Raw genomic sequence first — 22,481 nt, forward strand, 5'->3', positions numbered from 1 at the left:
GTGAGGGGGTAAACGGTGCCGTCGCGAATGTCCTTCGACCTAATGAACCAATTCGATACCGGAGGGCAGATGTCCGATGCGGACTCCCGATCCCTTGGCCTCGATGGAAATCCGGCTACCACCGAGCGGAACGTCATCGATCAGTAACGCTCCGAAGGATTCCGGTAACGCGGGGGAAATGCGCAGTCTGCGATGCGGCAGTGCGGGCTGGAACCGCAGGAGAGTCCGCAGCAGGTGGATCGGGGCGGCCGAGGCCCACGCCTGCGGTGAGCACGAGGTGGGGTACGGGATGGGGGTGGCGTACTCGGAGCGGTCGAACCCGCACATCAGCTCGGGCAGCCTGCCGTCGAAGGCGTCGGCGGCGTCGAAGGTCGCCACGGCGACCCGCTGGGCGTGATCGACGAACCCGTAGCGCATGAGCCCAGCCGCGATGATGGCGTTGTCGTGGGGCCACACGGAGCCGTTGTGGTAGCTCATGGGGTTGTAGGCGCCCATCTCCGAGGAGAGGGTGCGAATTCCCCAGCCGCTGAACATGGTTTCGTCCAGCAGGGAATCGGCCACCGAGGCCGCGCGGTCCTCAGCGATGATTCCGGTCCACAGACAGTGACCGATATTCGACGCAACGGAGTCGATGGGGCGTTTGTCGGCGTCGAGTCCGAGGGCGTAACGACCGAGTTCGGGCAGCCAGAACGTCTCGTTGAACCGCCGTTTCAGTTCGGCGGCGCGAGCGTGGAAATGGCGGCTGCCGTCGCGGTCGCCGAAGCTCTCCGCCAGTTCCGCGCGGGCCACGAACGCGGCGTAGGCGTAGCCCTGCACCTCGCACAGGGCGATGGGCGAACGTGCGATGGTGCCGTCGGCGAAGTTGACGCCGTCCCACGAGTCCTTCCAGCCCTGGTTGACCAGCCCGCGGTCGGTGGCGCGGTGGTACTCCACGAAGCCGTCGCCGTCGCGGTCGCCGTAGTGGTCGAGCCAGTCGAGCGCGCGGTCGGCGTGCGTGAGCAGTGCCTCGACGTGGTCCCTGCCAATGCCCCAGCGGCTCAGCTCGCCGAGCAGCATCACGAACAGCGGTGTGGCGTCCACGGTGCCGAAGTAGATGTGGCTGCCGCCCAGCGCGAGGGAGACGTCGGCGCCGAACCGTACCTCGTGCAGGATGCGGCCGGGCTCCTCCTCGCTGTCGGGGTCGACCGCGGTGCCCTGGTGGCGCGCCAGCGTCTGCACGGTGCCCAGCGCGAGGGAGGGGTCCACGGCCAGCGACATGAGCGAGGCGAGCAGTGAGTCGCGACCGAACAGCGCCATGAACCACGGGGCGCCCGCCGCGATGGCGACGTCGTCGGGGTGGTCCGGGTCGAACATGCGCAGCGCTCCGAGGTCCTCGCGGCTGCGTTGCAGGCTCGTGGCCACCGACCGGTTGTCCGAGTAGCGCAGCACCGGGCTCTCCTCGCGCCAGCGGCGGGCCAGCACGGCGGGCCGCGAGAGCTCGACCGGCCGCTCTCGCGGAAACAGCGGCGTGATGGGGGTGCCGTCGACGACCGGCAGCGAGGCCACGGAGGCGTACCACTCCGCTCCGGCGGGGACGGTGACCCGGAAGCTCACGCGGTCGCGGGAGTACTCGGCGGCGGTGTCGTCGAGGGTGTGCCCGGTGATCCGGACGCCGCGGCTGGTGGAGTCGAGGTACCGGGCGAGGTAGAGGCCGCTGCCGGTCACCTCGACGGCGTGGTGCCCCTTGTCGCGGATGCGGCCCGCCTTGACCTCGAAGACGTCGGCGAAGTCGGCCGCGACCCGGAAGCCGACCGTGCAGGTGACGTCGACTCGCCCGTAGTTGCGCAGGATGAGGTCCTCGCGCATGCCGCCGCCGATGTAGCGTTCGCGGCGCACGAGCAGCGAGCTCTCGCCCTCGCCCTCGCCGGAGTGGGCCCGGCCGACGAACCGCGCGTGGAACGGCTCGGGAATCTGGACGGTGATCGGTTCGACCGGCCTGCCGTCGATGCGCAGGTTCCACCCCGAGAGGATGCGGGTGTCCTGGTAGAAGGTGCCCTCGGCGAGGGCACCGCCGAACTCGCCGTCGTCGCCGCAGACACAGAACGACGTTCCGTGGACGAGGGTCACCGCCATGCCGGACCTCCTCGGCGTGCTCGCTGTCGGGGACGACGGGCGTGCCCGCCGGGGCTGGCCGCACGGCGGAGGCGACGGTGTTCCGGAATCAGCTTTCCGGGCCCCGCTGCCACTCGTACACGCCTGCGCCGAGGGCGTAGGAGAGGTGGCCGCCGAGCGCGCCGCCCGCCGAGACCGCGGCCAGCCCGGCCAGTCCCCACCACGCTCCTGCGCCGTGGGAGCCGCGGGTCCGGCAGCGGTGCGACGTAACGTAACACGCCTGTGCCGCCACGATGGCCAGGTAATGCAGCGCGCCGACACGGCGTTGCACGGGGGACAGGCGGGAGAACTCCGCCAGTCCGGTGACGACGGCGGTGGGTACGGTGACGACGCCGACGGCCACGCACAGGCGGGCGGCGTCGCGTTTGCGGAGGGCGTCGAACACGGCGGAGGACACCCACGCGCCGATCGGAACGGTGACCGCGAGCGGGTGGACCGGGTGGCCGAGCCACGATCCCCGCAGGGCACGGTCGACGGCCCGGCCGTCCAGCGCGCGCCGGAGTTGTGTGGCGGCCTTCGCGGTGAGGTGGTCGAGGCGGTCGAAGGACTCGGATTTGCGCAGCAATCGATCGAGCATCATTCCGGTTCTGGTACCCGGGCAGACGTGGTCGAACCTCGGCCACTCCGGTGACGGGCGCGCGGCCGTGGTCACGCAGGGAGGTTGACCTGATCGTGTGACAGTGATGTATAACGACCTATACCCCGCGGCAGGAGGTGACCGTCGTTAGGCATGTCACCCCCGTACGCGGGGTACCCGGCCACGTATGGCGCTGGAGAACATCTGGATCGCCACGCTCAGCGACGGGCTGATCAGGGCGGACCACGTCGCGGGTATCGAGGCGCACCAGACACCGGAGCTGACGGGCAAGGCGTCCCGCTGGTTGCTCGACGTCACGCTCGCCGCGCCCGCGGGCAGCGGGACGCGGGAGGGCTGGGAGATCGCGCAACTGCACCGGACTCTCGCGCAGACCGACGGCTACCCGTCGCGGGCCGCGGAGGAACTGGCGCGCACGCTGGACTACCTGCGTCGGCGGGACATCGCGGGTGTGCTCAGGGCTGTGGTCCGGCACGAGACGCTGCGCTTCGAATTCTTCCCCTTCGACACCGGCGAGGACGCCTGAACCGCGCCGTCACACGCGGCGTCGTTCCGGCTGTGCCCGGTCCGCGCCGCTCACGGGCCTGCGCGCCCAGATGCCGGCCAGCGTGGCTCCGGACACGTTGTGCCAGGCCGAGAACACGGCGGCAGGCAGCGCGGCCAGCGGCGCGACGTGGGCGGTGGCCAGGCTCGCCGACAAACCCGAGTTCTGCATGCCGACCTCCACACTGACCGCCCGGCGCGCGGACTCGTCGAGACCGGCGACCCTGGCCGCGAAGTAGCCGAGCAGCAGCCCCAGGCCGTTGTGGACGATGACGGCGGCGACGAGCAACAGGCCGCTCGTGGTGACGACGTCGGCGTTGGCGCCGACCACGGCGGCGACGACGAGCACGATGCCGGTGACCGACACCAGCGGCAGGTACGGCAGGACCCGTTCCACGAGCCGCGCCGCCAGCGCGCGCACGAGGATGCCGGCCAGCACGGGGACGAGCACGATCTGCACGATCGAGAGGAACAGGTCGCCGAATCCCACGGGCAGGTTCGATCCGGCCAGCCACAACACGAGCAGCGGAGTGAGCACGGGCGCCAGCAGTGTGGCGACCGAGGTGAGGGTCACCGACAGTGCCACGTCGCCCCGGGACAGGTAGACGATCACATTGGACGCGGTACCACCGGGAGCCGAGCCCACCAGCACCATGCCGGTGAGCAGGAGACCGGTGAGGCCGAACGTCCAGCTGACTCCCACGGCGACGAGCGGCATCACGAGGAACTGGGCACCGAGGCCCAGCAGCACGGCCCAGGGGCGCCGCAACACCAGTGCGAAGTCGGTGGGCCGCAGAGTCAACCCCATGCCGAACATGATCACGCCGAGCAGGAGCGGCACGAACGCGGCGAGCGATGCCGTCTGCTCGGGAACGAGCAGCCCCACGAGCCCGCCCGCCAGCACCAGCACCGCGAACCAGCGGCCGGCGAACCCGGCCACCGCCGCGAGCGGACTCCGTCCTGCGCCCATGTCCCACCTCAGCAACCCTGTCGATGTCCGGTGTCACTCTACGGGTGGTCGTGGTCCGGGGGACTCACGCGAGGGCGCTCGCCCACCGCGGATGCCGCTGCACCAGCACGGTGCCCCGGACGATGGCCTCCTTGACCACGGCACCGGTGCGGCCGGTGAGGACGGCCTCGATCGGAGTGTCGTCGGCCCGCACGGCCTGGACCAGCGCGTCGCGCCTGCCCAGGCTGATGCACCGCGTGACGTACCGGAACCGCCACGGGCGAGGTGACTCGCCGCGCAGGCGGGCGGTGATGGCGTTCGCGACGTAGGCGCCGGAGGGCAGACCGGTGGCGCAGGCCATCCGTAGTGGCCGCCCGTCGCCGGCCCGGAGCACGGCGGCGTCGCCCACTCCGTGGACCTCAGGATGTGACACCGACCGGACGGTGGAATCCACGATCAGCCTGCCCGCGTCGTCCACGGCCAGGCCGCTGCGCGCCGCGAGGTCGGGAACCCGGAATCCGGTGGTCCACACCACCGTCCCGGTGGGCAGGACGGTGCCGTCGGTCAGGGTGAGGCCGTCGGTATGGACCTCGGTGACCCGCACCTCGTCGAGGACGTCGATACCGAGCCTGGTGAACGCCGTTCGCAGGTGGCGGCGGCCACGGTCCGAGAGCGCGGCGCCGAAGGTCCCGTCGGTCACGAGCCGGACGGTGTGGCCGGGGAACGACTCGGCGATCTCGGTGGCGGTCTCCACACCGGTGAGGCCGCCACCGACGACGGTGACGTCGCCGCTGCCGGAGCGCAGCCTACGGGCCAGCCTGCGGGCGCTCGCGGTGTCGTCGACGGAGAAGGCGTGCTCGGCGGCCCCCGGCACCGCACTGCGGTCACCGACGCTGCCCGCCGCGTAGACGAGCTGGTCGTAGGGTAGATCGGCGCCGCCCGCGGTGCGCACCCCGCGCCGCTCGGGGTCGAGGGCGGTCGCGGTGTCCACGACCAGCCGTACCTTCGCGCCCCGGGCCAGTTCGCGCAGTGGAAGGTCCCGGGTGGGCTGCCCGGTGGCGAGCTGGTGCAGGCGCACGCGCTCGGTGAACCGGTCGGAGGGATTGACCACGGTCACGGCCAGGTCCCGGTGCCGGGCCAGCGACCGGGCCGCGATCCACCCCGAGTATCCGGCGCCGATCACCACGATGCGGGTTCGGGTTGCCATGTCGGGCTCCTTTCGTCGTATTCCCAGTACTCCCAAGACGACGTCGCCCGCGTGGGTGTGACAGCGATGGGCCGTGAAGGGCGTCACCTGTGCGGCGGAGGCGTCGGCGGGCGCCGGGGTGGGTACTGGGGACGTGGAGGTGCGCGCGATGATCGAGGTGAGCCGGGTGATGCCCGTGCGGCCGGACCGGGTGTGGGCCGTGTTGTCCGACGGGTGGACGTACGCGGGCTGGGTGGTCGGCAACGCCCACGTCCGGGACGTCGACGAGGGCTTTCCCGCCGAGGGCACCCGCATTCACCACAAGGCGGGGATGTGGCCGCTGCTCGTGCCGGACGTCTCGGTGGTCACGGCGGTCGCGGCGGGGCGGATGCTCGAGCTGGCCGCGCGGGCCTGGTTCTTCGGGCGGGCGCGGGTGCGGATCACCCTCGACGCCGGGGGCGAGCACGCTACGCGCGTCACACTGGCCGAGGAGGCCGTCAGCGGCCCGGCGGCGGCGTTGCCGGACGCGGTGCAGGCGGCATACCTGCGGCCCCGCAATGCCGAGGCGCTGGCACGGTTGCAGGACATGGTGGTCGGGCGGACCTCGCGGGAGCGCGGTGGTCCCGCCGGAACGCCGGGGTGAACGGGCGAACCGGTTCAGTCCTGGGACTGGTGGCTGGGCCTTCCCCACGGCACCGAGCACCAGCGCCGCCACAGCGGCGCGGCGGTCTCGGGTGCCAGTGCGTCGCTGGCGGTGCCCGCCCGGTCGCGCAGGCCCGCGGCGAGGCCGCTGACCGTCTCGGCGGCGTCGTGGGCCGGCACCCAGTCCAGCGCGGTCCTGGCGCGCGTGGTGTCGGCGAGGCTGGCGCGATCGGCCAGTTCGAGCCAGCCCGGGTGCAGCGGATGCAGTCCGGTGCGCCACGCCAGGCCACTGCCCGCGCGCAGCACCGTCCTGGGCACGACCACGCGGGGACTGCCCGCGGCGGCGGCGAGATCGGCGGCCCGCAGTACGGGTTCGGCGGCCACGTTGAAGGCGCCCGTGGCTCGCCGGTCGAGAATCGTGTGGATCGCGGCGGCGACGTCGTCGGCATGCACCACCTGAACCCGCAGATGCGGCCAGAGCGGTAGCGGCAGCCACGCCCGCCCGGTCCAGCGGCCGGGCAGCGCCACGCCCAGTAGCCAGCGAGCGAACTCGCCCGCGGCGTCGTGTTGCAGGACCGCGCACGGCCGCACCCGGCTCAGTGCGATGCCGGGATACCGGACGGCGAAGTGGTCCAGTTCCCGCTCCAGCCACGCCTTGCCCCGGCTGTAGGCGCTGCCCGCGATGCCGCCGGTCGCCCAGCCCTCGCTGACGCGGGACCACCGGGGCGCGGGGGAGTAGGCGGCCACCGACGATCCCACGACGAGCTGCCCCACCCCGGCGCGCGCGGCGGCCCGCAACACCGTGCGGGTACCCACGGTGTTCGTGCGCCACAGCGGCGGGTCGTCTCGTCGCGGGTGGATCGCCCAGGCCAGGTGGACCACCGCGGTCGCTCCGTCGAACGCGGCGTCGAGCGTGTCCGGCGCCTCCGGGGCGCCCAGGTCGCACGGAACCCAGTCGGCGTGCCGGTAGGGCTCGGTGCCCGGCTCGGGAACCCGCCGCGCGACGCCGATGAGGGAGGTGCCACTGTCGCGCGCCAGGCTCCGCAGCAACGCCGTCCCGACGTTACCGCTCGCCCCGGTCACCACCACCGTTCCGCCGACCGTCACACCCCTGCTGATCCCCGCTGCGCGTCGCGGGGAAACGCGGGGACGGTGCGGAGGCCGGGTGTAGTGTCCCGGCGAGTGGGTACGTCACAGGCCGTGAACGCGGCGCCCTCGAACTCAACCCCCGGCGACACGGTGGACGCCGTCGTCGTCGGCGCGGGACAGAACGGCCTCGTGGCCGCGAACCTGCTGGCCGACGCCGGCTGGGACGTGCTGGTGCTGGAGGCCACGCCCCACATCGGCGGTGCCGTCCGCACGGCGGAGCTGACCGAGCCGGGTTTCCGGCACGACGTGTTCAGCGCGTTCTACCCGCTGTCGGCCGCCTCACCGGTCATCCGCGGTCTCGACCTGGAGCGGTACGGGCTGCGCTGGCGGCACGCGCCGTCGGTGCTGGCACACGTGTTGCCCGACGACCGGGTGGCCGTGCTGTCGCGTGATCTCGACGCCACGGTGGCGTCGGTGTCGGCGTTCGCCGAGGGGGACGGCGAGGCGTGGCGCACCCAGTTCGCGCAGTGGCGGCAGGTGCGCGACCCGTTGCTGGACACCCTGTTCACCCCGTTTCCGCCGGTGCGGCCTGGGCTGCGGCTGGCGCGGGCGCTCGGAGCCGCCGACGGGGTGAGGTTCGCGCGGATGCTCGCGATGCCGGTGCGCGCGCTCGGGGAACAGACGTACCGGGGTGACGGCGCCCGGCTGCTGCTGGCGGGCAACGCACTGCACAGCGACCTGGGCCCCGGGGCCGCCGGGAGTTCGGTGTTCGGCTGGCTGCTGTCCATGCTCGGACAGGACGTCGGCTTCCCGGTTCCCGAGGGCGGTGCGGGCGGCCTCGCCGACGCGCTGGCCGCCCGGCTGCGGACCAGGGGCGGCCGGATCGAATGCGGACGCCCGGTGACCCGGGTGCTCGTGGCCAGGGGCCGGGCGGCCGGGGTGCGGGACGCCGAGGGCGGGTTCGTGCGCGCGAAGCGGGCGGTGCTGGCGGACGTGCCCGCGCCGATCCTGTACCGGGAGCTGGTGGGGCCGGATCACCTTCCGGCCCGGCTGCTGTCCGACCTGGACGGTTTCGAGTGGGACGACGCGACGGTGAAGGTCGACTGGGCGCTGTCCGGTCCGATCCCGTGGCGCAATCCGGCCGCGGCGGGCGCGGGCACGGTACACCTCGACAACGACCTCGACGGGCTCACGCGCTACAGCGCCGAGCTGGACTCGGGTGCGGTGCCCCGAGAGCCGATGCTGGTGCTCGGGCAGATGAGCACCACCGACCCCACGCGGTCGCCGGAGGGCACCGAGGTGGCCTGGGCGTACACGCACGTGCCGCAGGGGCTCGCGTGGGACGACGACCGGCTGCGCCGGTTCGTGGATTTGATGGAGGAGATCGTGGAACGCCACGCTCCGGGGTTCACGGGGCGGATCCGCCGCAGGCACGTGCTGGGCCCCGCCGATCTGCACCGGTGGCAGCCGAGTCTGGTGGGTGGTGCGATCAACGCGGGCACGGCCGCGTTGCACCAGCAGCTCGTGTTCCGGCCGGTGCCGGGTCTGGGGCGATCGGACACTCCGGTGGATCGCCTGTACCTGGCAGGGGCCTCGGCTCACCCCGGTGGAGCGGTACACGGGGGGCCCGGCGCGAACGCCGCGAAGGCGGCCCTGGCGCGGGGCGGGGTGACGGGCACGGGCTACGGGGCGATGATGCGGGCCCTGCATCGTGCGTTGTACGCCGAGCCGCGCTGAGCGCGGGGTGTCGATCGCCGCGCGTGGGGTATCCGGCGGCCATGCTCGGTGTCGACTCGGCTGACCTCGTTCTCGCCACGTACCTCAACGATCATCACGCCGCCGCGCTCGGCGGGGCGGAGCTGGCCCGGCGGCTGGCCTCGCAGCAGCGGAACTCCCCGCACGCGGCCGAGCTGGCCGGGATCGCCGAGGAACTCGCCGCCGACCTCGGAACCGTGCGCCGGATCATGGGAGAGCTGGACGTGCCGGTGCGGGCGTACAAGGCGACGGCGGCGTGGGCCGCGGAGAAGGTCGGCAGGCTCAAGTTCAACGGGCGGGTACTGGCGTCGTCGCCGTCGAGCCCGGTGCTGGAGCTGGAAGGACTCGCCATGCAGGTGACGCTGAAGTCGGCACTGTGGCACAGCCTCCGGGCTCGCGCCGCCCGCGACGGGCGGCTGGACCCCGACGAGCTCGACGAGCTGCTCGCTCGCGCCGAGGCACAGGCGGCGACGGTGTGGCGGCTGCACGGCCGGTTCGCCGACGCCGCCTTCACCTGACGCAACCCCCCGGCCGGGCCAATCCCGGTGTCGCACTCGGTGGAGTTCGTCTCTGCCGGGCGGGTGAGCCGCGGCCGCGGGCCGTGTCGCGTTGGCGCGGGTGCCCGCCGATTCGGCATGATCGGCTCCGAGCACGGAGCGGAGGCGAGACGAGTGAGCATCGTCGGCACCAGGGTGGCCCGCGTCGAGGACGACAGACTCCTCTCGACCGGGGGCACCTACCTCGACGACCTGCGTGAGGAGGCGCTGACCGGCGCCGCCCACGCGGTGTTCGTGCGCAGCCCGATCGCGCACGCGACCATCACCGGCATCGACACGACGGAGGCGGAGGCCGCGCCGGGCGTGGTCGGCGTGTACACGGCCGCCGACCTGGATCTGGCCGAGGCGAAGGCGGGGCCGGTGGCCCAGCCGTGGCTGGCGGGCGAGGTGGTCCGGTACGTGGGTGAGCCGGTCGCGCTGGTGCTCACCGAGCATCCGTACCAGCTCGCCGACGCCGCCGAACTCGTCGATGTCGACTACGAACCGCTCGACGTCGTCGCCGACGTCGGGACGGCCCTGGCCGGGGACACCGTGCTGCACCCGGAACTCGACGGCAACGTGGCGCAGACCCACGGCGGTGACTTCGCGGACGGCACCTTCGCCGACTGCGAGGTCGTCGTCACCAGGACGATCGAGAACCAGCGGGTGGCTCCCGCGCCGCTGGAAACGCGGGGTGCGGCCTGCGCCTGGGGTGACGACGGCCGGGTGACCGTGTGGCTGTCCACGCAGAACGCGCACTTCGCGCGGTCGGCGCTCGCGAAGGGCCTCGGTGTGGAGCCGGCCACCGTGCGGGTGGTGACGCCCGACGTCGGCGGCGGCTTCGGCGCCAAGATCGGTGCCGATCCCGAGCCGGTGGTGCTCGCGTGGGCGGCCCGCCGGTGCGGGCGGCCGGTGCGCTGGACCGAGACGCGCAGCGAGAACCTCGTCGCGATGACGCACGGGCGGGCGCAGCGCAACACGGTGACCATCGGCGGGCGCCGGGACGGGACGGTGCTGGCGTTCCGGGTGGAGGTCGTGCAGGACGCCGGTGCCTATCCGCGCGCGCTGTACCTGCCGGTGCTGACCGAACTGATGGCGTGCGGGGTGTACCGGTTCCCGGTCGTGGAGACGATGAGCCGCGCGGTGGTCACCAACACCACCCCCGTCGCCGCCTACCGGGGCGCGGGCCGGCCCGAGGCGACGGCCGCGGTGGAGCGCGCGATGGACCTGTTCGCCGCCGAGACCGGTCTCGACCCGGCCGAGGTGCGCCGCAGGAACCTGATCCCGCCGGACGCCTTCCCCCACACCACGCCCACCGGCGCCACCTACGACACCGGTGACTACGCCACCGCGCTCGACGCGGTGCTCGCGGCGGGCGGCTACGACGATCTGCGCGCCGAGCAGGCCCGCCGCCGCGCCGACGGCGACCCGGTGGCGCTCGGGCTGGGACTGTCGGCCTACGTCGAGATCACCGGCGGCGACAATCGCGGCGACAGCGGCAGGGTGGACATCAACCCCGACGGCAGCGTCACCGCGTACACGGGAGTGTCGCCGCACGGCCAGGGCATCGACACCACGTTCGCGATGCTGTTGTCCGACCGGCTCGGTGTGCCGATGGACCGGATCACCGTGCGGCACGGGGACACCGACGAGGTCCCCCGGGGCATGGGCACGATGGGCTCCCGGTCGTTGCAGTTCGGCGGGTCGGCGGTGCGCAAGGCCGCCGACGAGGTCGTGGAGAGGGCGCGCCGCGTCGCGGCCGACGCGCTGGAGGCGTCCGCCGACGATCTCGAACTGGACACCACCACCGGCGTGTGGCGGGTCAGGGGCGTGGCCTCCGGGGGCACGGTGAGCTGGGCTGACGTGGCGGGCCGCGCCGAGCCCGGTGCGCTGTCGGCCGAGGTGTGGTTCGACGAGGTGGCGCCCACGTTCCCGTTCGGCGCGCACCTGGCTGTGGTGGAGGTCGACACGCAGACCGGCAAGGTCGTGCTGCGGCGCATCGTCGCCGTGGACGACGCGGGGCCCGTGCTGAACCCGGTCACGTTCACCGGGCAGCGGCACGGCGGCCTCGCGCAGGGGGTGGCGCAGGCGCTGCTGGAGGTCATGCACTACGACGCCGACGGCAACCCCACCACGGCCACGCTGGCCGACTACTCCTTCGTCACGGCTGCCGACCTGCCGGACTTCGAGTTGGCGGACATGGCCACGCCCACCGACCGCAACCCCCTCGGGGTCAAGGGGATCGGCGAGGCCGCCACCATCGGTTCCACCCCGGCGGTGCAGAACGCGGTGGTCGATGCCGTGGCGTACCTCGGCGTGACCCATATCGACCTGCCTGCCACCCCGCTGCGGGTGTGGGAGGCACTGACGCGAGTACGAGAGGCGGACTGACAGCGTTGCGCGTCACCATCGAGATCAACGGCCGGACGGTGTCCGGCGAGGTCGAGGACCGGACCCTGCTCGTCCACTTCGTGCGCGAGCAGGCGGGCCTCACGGCCACCAACGTCGGATGCGACACCACGTCGTGCGGTGCGTGTACCGTGCTGCTGGACGGCGAGTCGGTGAAGTCCTGCACCGTGCTGGCCGCGCAGGCCGAGGGGCAGCGGGTCACGACGCTGGAGGGGCTCGCGGGCAACGACGGTGGCGAGCACCCGCTGCGGCGGGCGTTTCGTGCCCAGCACGGCCTCCAGTGCGGTTTCTGCACTCCCGGGATGATCATGGCAGCGGCGTCGTTGCTGGAGCGCGATCCGGCGCCCTCGCGTGAGCGGGTGCGGGAGGGGCTGGAGGGCAACCTCTGCCGCTGCACCGGCTACCACAACATCGTCAACGCGGTGATGGACGCCTCCGGCCAGGAGGTGCAGCAGTGATTCCCGCCGCACTGCGCTACCAACGGGCGTCCTCTGTGGACGACGCACTCGCCGCGCTCGCCGAGCACGGCGACGACGCCAAGCTGCTCGCGGGCGGGCACTCGCTGCTGCCCCTGATGAAGCTGCGCCTGGCCGCGCCCGAGATCGTCGTCGACATCGGCGGACTGCGGGAGCTGGCCGGTGTCCGCGACGACGGCGACGCCGTGGTGCTCGGCGCGCTGGCCCGGCACCACGACCTGAGCCGTGACTCGCTCCTGTCCGAGCACGTGCCGCTGCTCGCGCACGTCGCCGGGGTGATCGGCGATCCGCAGGTACGCCACCGCGGCACCGTCGGGGGCTCGGTCGTCCACGGCGATCCCGCCGCCGACCTCCCCGCCGCCCTGCTGGCCTGCGACGCGGAGTTCGTGCTGCGAGGACCTTCGGGGCAGCGGCGTGTGGCGGCCACCGAGTTCTTCGCCGGCCCGTTCACCACCGCCTGCGAGCCGGACGAGTTGCTCACCGAGATCCGGGTTCCGAAACACACCGGCCTGGGCTGGGGGTTCGAGAAGTTCACCCGCCGCTCGATCGACTGGGCCGTCGTCGGTGTCGCGGTGTGCGACCGCGCGGTCGCACTGATCAACATGAGTGGCACGCCGCTGAGGGCCGGGGTCACCGAGCGGGCGCTCGCCGACGGTGCCCCGATCGCCGAGGCCGCGAAGCTGGCCGACGAGGGCACGAGCCCCGCCGACGAGCCCCACGCCACGACCGCCTACCGGCGGCATCTCGCGCGGGTGCTGACCGAGCGGACGCTGCTCCAGGCCGACCGGCTGGGCTGACCGGGTGCGATTTCACGCCGCGTTGGTCCGGACCTCTCGCCGCTCCCTCGGACAGAGCAATCGCGGGCACGGCTGAGTGAGAGTGCGGCGCATCTCTCGCGTCGCCGGGCCCGCCTTGGGTACAAATACGCACCGTGACTAATACGAAACCCACCGTGTCCGATGAAATCTGGAACGCCTTCGTCGCCGCTCACGAGGCGAAGCTCAACGCCACAAGCGCCCTCGTGGGCGACCCGGAAAGCTTCGCCGCGATCAGCGGGAACAGCCCCGACCGTTCTCCCGAGCCGTTCGGTTCACTGTCCGATGTGGACGACGAAGTGGACCGCGCGCTGGCGACGTTGCACTCGGCCACCGCGACTCCGCTCCCACACCCGGATCATCCTGCCACGCAACTGGCCAAGGAGTCCGGCCAGCAACTCCACCAGATCGTCACGGACACCGACGAGGACATCCACCAGGAGATCTCCAAACTCAAGGACGCCAAGAGTCTCGACGACGCGGCATGGATCGCGTCGATGAAGGAGAAGGAGAAGAAGAGCGGGGACAGACTGCTCGCGGCCAACCACGCCTTCTACCAGAAGATCATGGATCGCGGGCTGGCGCACCCGGACGAACGCCCGTTCCTGATGAAGATCGCTGACGGGTTCAGCGCGGTGGTCGCCGCCGTCGTCAACTTCGTGAAGAAGGCGGCGGAGTGGCTGGTCCAGAAGCTCGAGTGGATCTGGAACAAGATCAAAGACGGTGCGGCCTGGATCTGGGACAAGATCAAGACGGCGGCTAACGCCGTCGCGCACTTCTTCGGGCTCTGACCGGTGGACGTGCGGCCCGCCGGGGCGGGTCCGGCGGGCCGCACGCACGGCACTCGGCGCGAAAGCCCTACAGTACCGCCGCGTCCCGTGCGGTCGAATGCATTGTGGACAGCAGACCGCGGCGGTGCAGCAGGTCGACCACTTCCTCGGCCGCCTCGCCCGGAGTCAGGGCGCTGGTGTCGACCCGCAGGTCCGGTTCCGCCGGGCGTTCGTAGGTGTCGTCCACTCCGGTGAGCCCGCGAATCTCGCCCGCCGCCGCCTTCGCGTACAGGCCCTTCGGGTCCCTGCGCGCGCACTCGGTCAGTGGTGTGCTCACATGGACCTCGACGAAGGCGGTGCCCCTGCGCTCGTGGTGGTCGCGCACGGCAGCGCGGGTCCGTGCGTACGGGGCGATCACCGGCACCAGCGTCAGCACCCGGTGCCGTGACAGCAGCTCGGCGATGTAACCCACCCGGACACCGTGCGTGTGCCGGTCGTCGGCGGAGAAACCGAGGTCGGACGAGATGGTGCCGCGCAGTTCGTCCCCGTCGAGCACGTCCACCTCGACGGTGGCCTGGACCGACGAGGCGATGGTCGAGGCCACGGTTGACTTCCCGGCTCCGGAGAGCCCGGTCAGCCAGACCGTGACGCCCTGCTCGAGTGCGACGGTCGGCTCATGCGACATGCGAGTTCCTCCTCGGTGGTGTGAACCATGACCCCACCTGCGTAACAATCCGCAGTCGAGCAGGGTGAGGCTCGCACTATAGGGCAACACCCCACCGAGTGACATGAAGTGGCTTGGGTAGCGGTGGCGATAGGATGCCGTGCCCATGACCACCGCGACATCCACGACACGGGCGAGCCGACGCCTGTACCTCCATGTCGGCCTGCCGAAGACGGGCACCACGATGCTCCAGGAGCTGATGTGGCTGCACCGGGACTCCCTCGCGGACGGCGGGCTGCTCTATCCGGGCCAGGACCCGGCGGCGCAGCACCGGGCCGCCATGGACGTCCATGCCGGGCGCTACCGGCAGTGGCACGAGCCCGGTGTCGTGGGTTCGTGGTCGTCGCTGGTGGAGCGCCTCCGCAGCTGGCATGGCGACGCGGTGTTCTCCACGGAGCTGCTCGCTCCCGCCAGCCCGGACGAGGCGCGGCAGGTGCGGGAGGCGCTGCACTTCGCCGAGATCCACGTGGTGTGTACGGTGCGTGACTTCGCCCGCCAGGTGCCGTCGGTGTGGCAGGAGAACGTGAAGACCCGGCACACGACCTCGTTCGACGAGCTGCTGGCGGCGTTGCGCTCACCCGAGCTGACCGACGTCAGCCGGGGGTTCTGGGACTTCCAGGACCTTCCCCGGGTGCTGCGCACCTGGGGCACGTCGTTGCCGCCCGAGCGCGTGCACGTCGTCACGGTGCCCCGCCGGGGCGGTTCCACGCGGGTGTTGTGGGAACGTTTCGCCGCCGTGCTCGGCGTCGACGCCCGGCACCTGCACACCGACGTGGGCAGGCACAACCAGTCGCTCGGCTTCGCCGAGACCGAACTGCTGCGGCGTGTCAACGTCGCGCTCGGTGACGATCTCGACTGGCCACGCTACGCCGAGTTCGTCAAGGACCACGTCGCCGCGACGATCCTGGCGCGGCGCGAGTCACCCCGCCTGGCCCTGCCCGCCGACGCGCACGACTGGGCCAGGCGCGCCGCGACCCGGTTCGTCGGCGACATCACCGACTCCGGCTACCACGTCGTCGGAGACCTCGACGACCTGCTGCCCGAACCGCCCGACCCCGACGCGCAACCGGCCGAGGCGGACCAGAGCCGCATGCTGGCGGCCGCCGTCGAGACCATCGCGACGCTGGCGAGGGAGGAGCTCCGGCCGCCCGACGGGCCCCCGCCACCTGACGAACCCCGGCCGGGCATGGCCGGAGTTCTCGACGCGGTCCGGCGAGCCTCCGACGACTCGCCCCCGCTCAACCACGCGCGCCGCCTGTACCGGCGGGTGCGCCCGTCGCGGCGCGCCTGAACGCCGTGTCCGCAGCCCGTGTAGCCGTGTCCGCAGTCTGCGTCGTCGTGTCTGCGGTTCGCGTAGCCGTCGGCGGGTGCGACGACGCGACTCACCGTTCGGCCGCGCGTTTCCTGCGGCGGTACACGACGTAGGTCGTCCAGAAGGCCAGCGCGCTGAGCAGCATGAGCACGCCGAAGAACCACATCAGCCAGTTCGGCTCGGTGGTGAACATCGCCACGACGAAGATCGTCAGCCCGACGGCGGTCATGAGCGCCACGGAGATCAGCCGCCGCCGGGACAGATCCACCGTGGGGCGTTGCGGTCGTCCGGTCATGGGCGCGTATTCTGCCAAACTCGGCGAATCGCCCGGGCATACCCGGCTGGTGGCTTTCCCCGGACCGAGCCCCTAGCCTGTCGGTCGTGGCGAGATATCTGGACGTGCACCCCCGCAACCCGCAGCCCCGCGCGATCGCGCAGGCGGTGCGCGCCCTGCGGTCGGACGGCGTCGTGGTCTACCCCACCGACTCCTGCTTCGCGCTGGGCTGCGTGCTCGGCAACAAGCAGGGTATGGATCGCATCCGCTCCATCAGACGACTCGACCAGCGCCACCACTTCACCCTCGTGTGCCAGGATTTCGCGCAGCTCGCGAAGTTCGTACACATGGACAACACCGTGTTCCGCGCCATCAAGGCCGCCGTGCCGGGCAGTTACACGTTCATCCTGCCCGCCACCAAGGAGGTGCCGCGCCAGCTGGCCCACCCGAAGAAGAAGACGGTGGGCGTGCGCATCCCCGACCACGTGGTGACCCAGGCACTCGTGGCGGAGCTGGGGGAGCCGATCGTGTCGAGCACCCTGCTGCTGCCGGGCGAGGAGGACCCGATGACGCAGGGCTGGGAGATCAAGGAGCGCCTCGATTCGGTCGTGGACGTGGTGCTCGACTCCGAGGACTGCGGGGTGGAGCCGACCACGGTCGTCGACTTCTCCGAGGGTGTGCCGGAGATCGTGCGCGAGGGCTCCGGAGACGTCGAGCGGTTCCGGTGACGCGGCGCGTCACCGGGTCTCCCGGCCGGTCCGGGAACGGAACCGCACGGTGTGTGCGGGCACGAAGGCCGTCACGGTGGTACGCCACGCCAGGTCGGCCGTGAGCAGCTGGTAGGTCACCAGCGCCAGCGCGCTCCCGTCGACCGCGGGCATCCACGCGCGCAGCAGCCCTTTGGCCTCGTAGCGGTACTGCAGCCCGCCCGGGTCCTCGTCGGTGAAGGTGAAGGCGTCCTTGCGCAGTGCCGCCCGCAGGTCGACCCACACCCAGCGGGGCGGGTCGACGGGCCGGAATCCCTCGGGCGCGTCCCGCGCTCGCGTCCACACCGGCCGGGTCGGCGTGGAACTCTCGTCGCGCTGCCACCACGGCCACGGTGGGTCCGAGGGTCCCGGCACTGATGCTGGTTGGTTCACGTGTACTCCCCGCACTACTCCCGTAAGTCGAACAATAGTTCGATCGAACGGAGTAGTGTCAAGTCGCTGTCACCCGTGCCACTGACACCCGTGGCGGGGTTTGCGGGGAGTGTCGCCTCGGTGACGCCTCAGGTGATGAGGCCGGGCAGCAGTGCCGCCGAGGCGAGTGAGCGCCGCCTGCGCAGCCACACCTTCCGCGTGCCGTCGGAGTAGAGCCGGACGTTGGACAGTTCCCAGCCCGAGAACTCCGCCTGGATCGACAGCTGCACCGTGGCGGACAACCGCGACACGCCGGGCGGCAGCTGCACCCGGCGGTACTCCCAGTCGCCGTCGACCACCGCTTCCGCGTTCGTCATGGAGTGATCACCTGGACCCCTTCCCCGGTCGCCGAGCCCACCACGACCTGACCGGTTCGTGGTTCGACGGTAACCGAATCGGGCTGCCGGACGGTGGGGTAGCGGTGGCGTTCCCGGGGTTCGCCGCCGCGAACGTCGAAGCCCACGACTTCGTTGCGCGCGGTCAGCGTCACCCACAGCAGGTCGCGCTCGGGGTCGTGGGCGAGGTCGTAGGGACCGCCGGGCACGGGATAGCGCTGCCGCAACATCAGCGGGTCGGTGGAGAAGGCGAGCAGACCGCCGCGCCGGATGTCGGCGACGAAGACCCGGCCGAAGTCGTCGGTGGCCACGTTCGTCGCGCCCTGGCCCGCTCGAAGCCCTTCCCCGACCTCCTGCTCGTCGAGGTCGACGGCGAACACGGCGGTGCGCAGGCGATCGAGGACGACGGGCTCGCCGCCGGCCACCACGACGTCGTCGGCGCTGTTGAGGCCGCCCTCGACGGTGGTGGTCACGCGGCCGTCCTCCACCACGGCGACGCCGCGGCGCTCCCGCAGGCTCACCAGGGTGCGGTCGCCGAGTACGGCGGCACCGGTCGGTCCGCCCCGGACGTCGGTCGTGTCGAGCGACCCGGAGGGCAGCGCGATACGGGCGAGGACGTCGGCGCCGGGCACGGACGCGAGCAGGGTGCCCTGCGAGGCGGTGAGGTCTCCGGCCGGCGCGGGCAGCTCCACCGTCGTGGGCCGCCCGGGCTCGTCGCCCTGGAGGCCGGCGAGGTCGGCGAGGTCATAGAGCAGCACCCGAGGGGGATCGGTGACCGCGACGGCGAGCGTGCCGGTCTCCTGATCCGTGGCGAGGTCGGTGACCGCTCCCTGGTCCGCCCCGAACACGGTGCCCTCCGGGGTCGCGGTCGGCTCCGGTGCCCGGGCGGGGCTCGCCGCGCTCGGGTCGGCCACGACCTGCAGCTCGTCGTTCACCTCGCCGTCGTTGCCGCACGCGGCCAGTGAGGCCGCGGCCACGCAGCCGAGTGCGACGGCGAGAGTCCGCACGTCACGCCGGGCCCTCACGAGAGCCACCGTTCCGGGTAGCCGAACTCGACGGCGCTGACGTCGTCGAGCGCGTTCTTGATCGCCGAGGGCAGGGTGAGCGACTCGGCGGCCAGCGAGCCCGCGAGCTGGGTCTTGTCTCTGGCGCCCACGATGGGCGCCACGACACCGGGCCGGTCCCGCACCCACGCCAGCGCCACCGACAGCGGCGACGTTCCGAGCCCGTCCGCCGCCGTGACGACGGCCTCCACTATCCGGGAGGCCCGCTCGGTGCGGTGCTGCTCGACGTATCCGGCGTAGTCGGACGACGCACCGCGCGAGTCGGCGGGCGTGCCGGTGCGGTACTTGCCGGTGAGCACTCCCCGGCCCAGCGGTGCCCACGGCAGCACGCCGATGCCGTGGTGCGCGGCCGCGGGAACGACCTCGCGCTCGATGCCGCGCTCGAGCAGCGAGTACTCCGACTGGATCGACACGATCCGCCCTTCCTTCAATCCCGGGGCGGCGGTCGCGAGCTGCCAGCCCGTGTAGTTGCACACCCCGACGTAGCGGGCCTTGCCGCTGCGCACGACGTGGTCGACGGCGGACAGGGTCTCCTCGAGGGGGACCGCGCCGTCCCAGGCGTGCAGCTGCCACAGGTCCACGTGATCGACTCCGAGCCTACGCAGGGAGCCGTCGAGCGCGCGCAGCAGTGCTCCCCGTGAGGCGCCGCCCCCGAACGGTCCGTTCGTCCTGCGGGCGACGGCCTTGGTGGCCAGCACCACACTGTCGCGGGGAACGAGGTGTCCGAGCAGAGACCCGAGCAGCAGCTCGACCTCCCCGTCGCCGTAGATGTCGGCGGTGTCGACGAGGGTTCCGCCCGCGTCGACGAACGCGGCGAGCTGGTTGGCGGCGTCCTCGGCGTCGGAGCTGGTCGACCAGGACAGCGTGCCGAGCCCCACACGGGAGACCCGCAGACCGGATGTGCCGAGCTGACGGCTTTCCATAGCGCCAGAGCCTAACCGTCACGCGGCCGGGTCCGGGACCATGTCGTGTCGGGTGGCGCGTTACCGCCCGATAGTGTCGGCGTCCGTGCGATTGGGTCTGAATCTCGGGTACTGGGGCGCGGGCAACGACGCGGCCAATCTGGCGCTGGCCAGGGAGGCCGACACGCTCGGCTATTCGGTGGTGTGGGTCGCGGAGGCGTACGGCTCCGACGCGGCGACGGTGCTGGCATGGGTGGCGGCGCAGACGTCGTCGGTCGATGTGGGCAGTGCGGTGTTGCAGATTCCGGCTCGGACACCGGCGGCCACCGCCATGACGGCCGCCACGTTGGACACCCTCTCCGGCGGCCGGTTCCGGCTCGGGCTCGGGGTGTCGGGGCCGCAGGTGTCCGAGGGCTGGCACGGGGTGCGGTTCACCGCGCCGCTCGGCCGCACGCGCGAGTACGTCGACATCGTGCGCGCCGCGTTGTGTAGGGAGAAGGTGCGCTACGAGGGCAGGCACTTCCGGTTGCCGCTGCCGGACGGGCCAGGGAAGGCGCTGGCGCTGACCGTGCATCCGGTGCGGGAACGGCTTCCGCTGTACCTCGCGGCCATCGGGCCGAAGAACCTGGAGCTGACCGGTGAGATCGCCGACGGGTGGTTGCCGGTGTTCTTCTCCCCGGAGCACGCCGAAGCCCAGCTGTCCCACCTGCGGACCGGCGCGGAGCGGGCAGGCCGCTCGGTGGGTGATCTCGACATCGCGCCGACGGTGCCGCTGGTGCCGGGCGAGGACTGGCGGGCGTGCGCCGACGCCGTCCGGGGCTATGCGGCGCTGTACCTGGGTGGAATGGGCAGCAGGGACAGGAACTTCTACAACCGGCTCGCGGTGCGGATGGGCTTCGCCGATGCGGCGGCCGAGGTGCAGGAACGCTATCTGGCCAAGGACTACGACGGCGCGAGGGCGGCGGTGCCGCTGGAGTTCCTCGACGCGACGTCGCTGCTGGGCCCCGAGGAGCGCATCGCCGAGCGGATGACCGCGTTCGCCGAGGCCGGGGTCACGACGCTGAGCGTGGCGCCGTTCGCGGACCCCGCGGCGGGTGCCGGGGTGCTGCGCACCGCGGTGGCGGCGCTGGAGCGGGCGGGGGTGGCCTGATGGGCTGGTTCGAGGCTCTCGTGCTGGGGCTGGTGCAGGGGCTCACGGAGTTCCTGCCGATCTCGTCCAGCGCGCACATCCGCCTGACGGCGGCGTTCGCGGGTTGGGGGGACCCGGGTGCCGCGTTCACGGCGGTCACCCAGATCGGCACCGAGCTGGCGGTGCTGCTGTACTTCAGCCGCAAGATCTGGCGCATCCTGCGCCACTGGTTCCTCTCGCTCGGCAAGCGCGAGTACCGCTCGGACCCGGACGCGAAGATGGGCTGGCTCATCATCATCGGGTCGGTGCCGATCGCCGTGCTCGGACTGCTGTTCGAGGAGCGCATCGAGAGCGTGTTCCGCGATCTGCGGCTGACGGCGACGACCCTGATCGTGTTCGGGTTGCTGTTGCTGCTGGCCGACCGCGTCGGCCGCAAACAGCGGGAGCTGGATCAGCTCACCGTGCCGCACGGCCTGGTCTACGGATTCGCGCAGGCGATGGCGCTCATCCCCGGCGTGTCGCGTTCGGGCGGCACGATCACCGGTGGCCTGCTGCTGGGCTACAAGCGGGCCGAGGCGGCCGAGTACGCGTTCCTGCTGGCGGTGCCCGCGGTGCTCGCCTCCGGCGTGTACAAGCTGACCGACATCGGTGCCGGTGATGCTCCCGGCGTGGGGCCGACGGTGCTGGCCACCGTGGTGTCGTTCGGTGTGGGTTACGCCGTGATCGCGTGGCTGATGGCCTACATCAAGAAGAACAGCTTCCTTCCGTTCGTGATCTACCGGGTCGTGCTCGGTGTGCTGGTGCTGGTGCTGGTCTACGCCGGCGTGCTCGACCCGAACGCGGGCCCCACGGTGGTGGGGGAGCCGGAATGAACCCGTAGGGTGGCGTCGTGGGTACTGTGATCCTGCTGCGGCACGGCCGGTCGACGGCGAACAGCTCGGGTGTGCTGGCCGGTCGCACGCCGGGCGTGGGTCTGGACGACACGGGCCGTGCGCAGGCCGAGGCGCTGGTCGCGCGGCTGGCGACGGTTTCCCTCGCCGATGTGGTGACCTCGCCCCTGTTGCGGTGCAGGCAGAGCGTGGCGCCGCTGGTGAAGGACCGGGGCCTGACCTTGCGGCCGGAATCCCGGTTGTCCGAGGTCGACTACGGCGACTGGCGCAACCGGGAGCTGAAGTCGCTGGCGAAGGAACCGCTGTGGCCGGTGGTGCAGGCGCATCCCTCGGCGGTGGTGTTCCCCGGCGGAGAGGGGCTGGCGCAGGTGCAGGCCAGGGCCGTCGCGGCGGTGCGCGACCACGACGCCCGGGTCACCGCCGAACACGGTGACGATGCTGTGTGGCTGGCGTGTACGCACGGTGACGTGATCAAGGCGGTGCTGGCTGACGCTCTGGGGCAGCATCTCGATCTGTTCCAGCGCATCGTGGTCGAGCCCGCGTCCGTGTCGGTGATCCGCTACACGGAGACCCGGCCGTTCGTGTTGCGGATGAACGACTGCGGCGGTGAGCTCGGCGGGATCGTACCGCCCGCGCCGTCGAAGCCCTCGAAGCGGTCCCGCCAGCGCCGACGGCGGGCGGACTCGGCCTCCGACGCGGCACTCGGAGGCGCGACAGGGCGAACGGACCGGCCGTGACCGGGAGCTGGGGCGCCTGA

The 22,481-nt window shown here is 72.0% G+C and carries 24 protein-coding genes; 13 read left to right on the forward strand and 11 right to left on the reverse strand.

Features of this window, described 5'->3' with window-relative positions; genetic code table 11:
- Positions 1–39: 39 nt before the first annotated feature.
- Both FFT09_RS01000 and FFT09_RS01005 read right to left on the reverse strand, forming a co-directional pair.
- Positions 40–2,112 (reverse strand): amylo-alpha-1,6-glucosidase, encoded by a 2,073-nt coding sequence (locus tag FFT09_RS01000; RefSeq protein WP_024873822.1) that lies wholly within the window; start codon positions 2,110–2,112, stop codon positions 40–42.
- 88 nt (positions 2,113–2,200) lie between these two features.
- Positions 2,201–2,731: a DUF2231 domain-containing protein gene (locus FFT09_RS01005; RefSeq protein ID WP_138381522.1), complete on the reverse strand. Its 531-nt coding sequence runs from the start codon at positions 2,729–2,731 to the stop codon at positions 2,201–2,203.
- A 184-nt stretch (positions 2,732–2,915) separates the two neighbouring features.
- Between FFT09_RS01005 and FFT09_RS01010 the strand changes: the two genes are divergently transcribed.
- Entirely contained in the window at positions 2,916–3,272 is a 357-nt protein-coding gene (locus FFT09_RS01010; protein ID WP_024873824.1) for a hypothetical protein, read from the forward strand.
- Between the two features lie 9 nt (positions 3,273–3,281).
- Here FFT09_RS01010 and FFT09_RS01015 read toward each other — a convergent pair whose 3' ends face one another.
- Together FFT09_RS01015 and FFT09_RS01020 are read right to left on the reverse strand one after the other, a co-directional pair.
- Positions 3,282–4,259, reverse strand: a complete 978-nt coding sequence (locus tag FFT09_RS01015; protein WP_138381523.1) for a bile acid:sodium symporter family protein — start codon at positions 4,257–4,259, stop codon at positions 3,282–3,284.
- A 64-nt stretch (positions 4,260–4,323) separates the two neighbouring features.
- A complete protein-coding gene (locus tag FFT09_RS01020; protein WP_138381524.1) occupies positions 4,324–5,445 on the reverse strand; it encodes an NAD(P)/FAD-dependent oxidoreductase in 1,122 nt (373 codons plus the stop codon).
- Positions 5,446–5,593: 148 nt separating this feature from the next.
- Here FFT09_RS01020 and FFT09_RS01025 point away from each other — a divergent pair, with 148 nt between their 5' ends.
- The gene (locus FFT09_RS01025; protein ID WP_138381995.1) at positions 5,594–6,067 is read left to right on the forward strand and encodes an SRPBCC family protein; all 474 of its coding nucleotides are present in this window, start codon (positions 5,594–5,596) and stop codon (positions 6,065–6,067) included.
- A 14-nt stretch (positions 6,068–6,081) separates the two neighbouring features.
- Here the strand turns inward: FFT09_RS01025 and FFT09_RS01030 are convergent, their stop codons facing one another.
- On the reverse strand, positions 6,082–7,173 hold the full coding sequence (locus tag FFT09_RS01030) for an NAD-dependent epimerase/dehydratase family protein (RefSeq protein WP_138381525.1): 1,092 nt from the start codon (positions 7,171–7,173) through the stop codon (positions 6,082–6,084).
- A 75-nt stretch (positions 7,174–7,248) separates the two neighbouring features.
- On the opposite strand from FFT09_RS01030, the gene FFT09_RS01035 reads away from it, so the two are divergent.
- The 6 genes from FFT09_RS01035 (at position 7,249) to FFT09_RS01060 (ending at position 13,937) form a co-directional block, all read left to right on the forward strand.
- The gene (locus tag FFT09_RS01035; protein ID WP_081190211.1) at positions 7,249–8,892 is read left to right on the forward strand and encodes a phytoene desaturase family protein; all 1,644 of its coding nucleotides are present in this window, start codon (positions 7,249–7,251) and stop codon (positions 8,890–8,892) included.
- A gap of 41 nt (positions 8,893–8,933) precedes the next feature.
- The gene (locus tag FFT09_RS01040; protein WP_081190529.1) at positions 8,934–9,428 is read left to right on the forward strand and encodes a hypothetical protein; all 495 of its coding nucleotides are present in this window, start codon (positions 8,934–8,936) and stop codon (positions 9,426–9,428) included.
- 153 nt (positions 9,429–9,581) lie between these two features.
- Positions 9,582–11,837, forward strand: coding sequence for a xanthine dehydrogenase family protein molybdopterin-binding subunit (locus FFT09_RS01045; RefSeq protein WP_138381526.1), 2,256 nt, complete (start codon positions 9,582–9,584; stop codon positions 11,835–11,837).
- 5 nt (positions 11,838–11,842) lie between these two features.
- Complete coding sequence (locus FFT09_RS01050; RefSeq protein WP_081190210.1) at positions 11,843–12,313, forward strand: (2Fe-2S)-binding protein; 471 nt, start codon at positions 11,843–11,845, stop codon at positions 12,311–12,313.
- Positions 12,310–13,128, forward strand: coding sequence for an FAD binding domain-containing protein (locus tag FFT09_RS01055; protein WP_138381527.1), 819 nt, complete (start codon positions 12,310–12,312; stop codon positions 13,126–13,128). Before FFT09_RS01050 ends, FFT09_RS01055 begins: the two co-directional genes overlap by 4 nt.
- Positions 13,129–13,283: 155 nt before the next feature.
- A complete protein-coding gene (locus FFT09_RS01060) occupies positions 13,284–13,937 on the forward strand; it encodes a hypothetical protein (protein ID WP_138381528.1) in 654 nt (217 codons plus the stop codon).
- A 67-nt stretch (positions 13,938–14,004) separates the two neighbouring features.
- Here the strand turns inward: FFT09_RS01060 and cysC are convergent, their stop codons facing one another.
- On the reverse strand, positions 14,005–14,601 hold the full coding sequence (cysC, locus tag FFT09_RS01065) for an adenylyl-sulfate kinase (RefSeq protein WP_138381529.1): 597 nt from the start codon (positions 14,599–14,601) through the stop codon (positions 14,005–14,007).
- Between the two features lie 145 nt (positions 14,602–14,746).
- Between cysC and FFT09_RS01070 the strand changes: the two genes are divergently transcribed.
- A complete protein-coding gene (locus FFT09_RS01070; protein ID WP_138381530.1) occupies positions 14,747–15,931 on the forward strand; it encodes a hypothetical protein in 1,185 nt (394 codons plus the stop codon).
- A gap of 91 nt (positions 15,932–16,022) precedes the next feature.
- Here FFT09_RS01070 and FFT09_RS01075 read toward each other — a convergent pair whose 3' ends face one another.
- On the reverse strand, positions 16,023–16,247 hold the full coding sequence (locus tag FFT09_RS01075; RefSeq protein ID WP_024873837.1) for a hypothetical protein: 225 nt from the start codon (positions 16,245–16,247) through the stop codon (positions 16,023–16,025).
- A gap of 86 nt (positions 16,248–16,333) precedes the next feature.
- Here FFT09_RS01075 and FFT09_RS01080 point away from each other — a divergent pair, with 86 nt between their 5' ends.
- Entirely contained in the window at positions 16,334–16,954 is a 621-nt protein-coding gene (locus FFT09_RS01080; protein ID WP_081190205.1) for an L-threonylcarbamoyladenylate synthase, read from the forward strand.
- Positions 16,955–16,963: 9 nt separating this feature from the next.
- On the opposite strand, the gene FFT09_RS01085 is transcribed toward FFT09_RS01080, so the two are convergent.
- The 4 genes from FFT09_RS01085 to FFT09_RS01100 form a co-directional block, all read right to left on the reverse strand.
- A complete protein-coding gene (locus tag FFT09_RS01085; RefSeq protein ID WP_244231130.1) occupies positions 16,964–17,365 on the reverse strand; it encodes a hypothetical protein in 402 nt (133 codons plus the stop codon).
- 128 nt (positions 17,366–17,493) lie between these two features.
- A complete protein-coding gene (locus FFT09_RS01090) occupies positions 17,494–17,721 on the reverse strand; it encodes a DUF5703 family protein (protein ID WP_024873840.1) in 228 nt (75 codons plus the stop codon).
- Entirely contained in the window at positions 17,718–18,764 is a 1,047-nt protein-coding gene (locus FFT09_RS01095) for a YncE family protein (RefSeq protein WP_425273034.1), read from the reverse strand. The genes FFT09_RS01090 and FFT09_RS01095 overlap by 4 nt, the downstream gene beginning before the upstream one ends.
- On the reverse strand, positions 18,761–19,726 hold the full coding sequence (locus tag FFT09_RS01100; RefSeq protein ID WP_138381531.1) for an aldo/keto reductase: 966 nt from the start codon (positions 19,724–19,726) through the stop codon (positions 18,761–18,763). The genes FFT09_RS01095 and FFT09_RS01100 overlap by 4 nt, the downstream gene beginning before the upstream one ends.
- 85 nt (positions 19,727–19,811) lie before the next feature.
- Between FFT09_RS01100 and FFT09_RS01105 the strand changes: the two genes are divergently transcribed.
- The 3 genes from FFT09_RS01105 to FFT09_RS01115 are packed head-to-tail and all read left to right on the forward strand — an operon-like array spanning position 19,812 to position 22,461.
- Positions 19,812–20,855, forward strand: a complete 1,044-nt coding sequence (locus FFT09_RS01105; protein ID WP_138381532.1) for an LLM class F420-dependent oxidoreductase — start codon at positions 19,812–19,814, stop codon at positions 20,853–20,855.
- Positions 20,855–21,706, forward strand: a complete 852-nt coding sequence (locus FFT09_RS01110) for an undecaprenyl-diphosphate phosphatase (RefSeq protein WP_081190201.1) — start codon at positions 20,855–20,857, stop codon at positions 21,704–21,706. Before FFT09_RS01105 ends, FFT09_RS01110 begins: the two co-directional genes overlap by 1 nt.
- Before the next feature lie 17 nt (positions 21,707–21,723).
- On the forward strand, positions 21,724–22,461 hold the full coding sequence (locus FFT09_RS01115; RefSeq protein ID WP_081190200.1) for a histidine phosphatase family protein: 738 nt from the start codon (positions 21,724–21,726) through the stop codon (positions 22,459–22,461).
- Positions 22,462–22,481: the final 20 nt, after the last annotated feature.

The organism is Saccharomonospora piscinae (genome assembly GCF_005862235.1).
GTDB classification, from domain to species: domain Bacteria; phylum Actinomycetota; class Actinomycetes; order Mycobacteriales; family Pseudonocardiaceae; genus Saccharomonospora; species Saccharomonospora piscinae.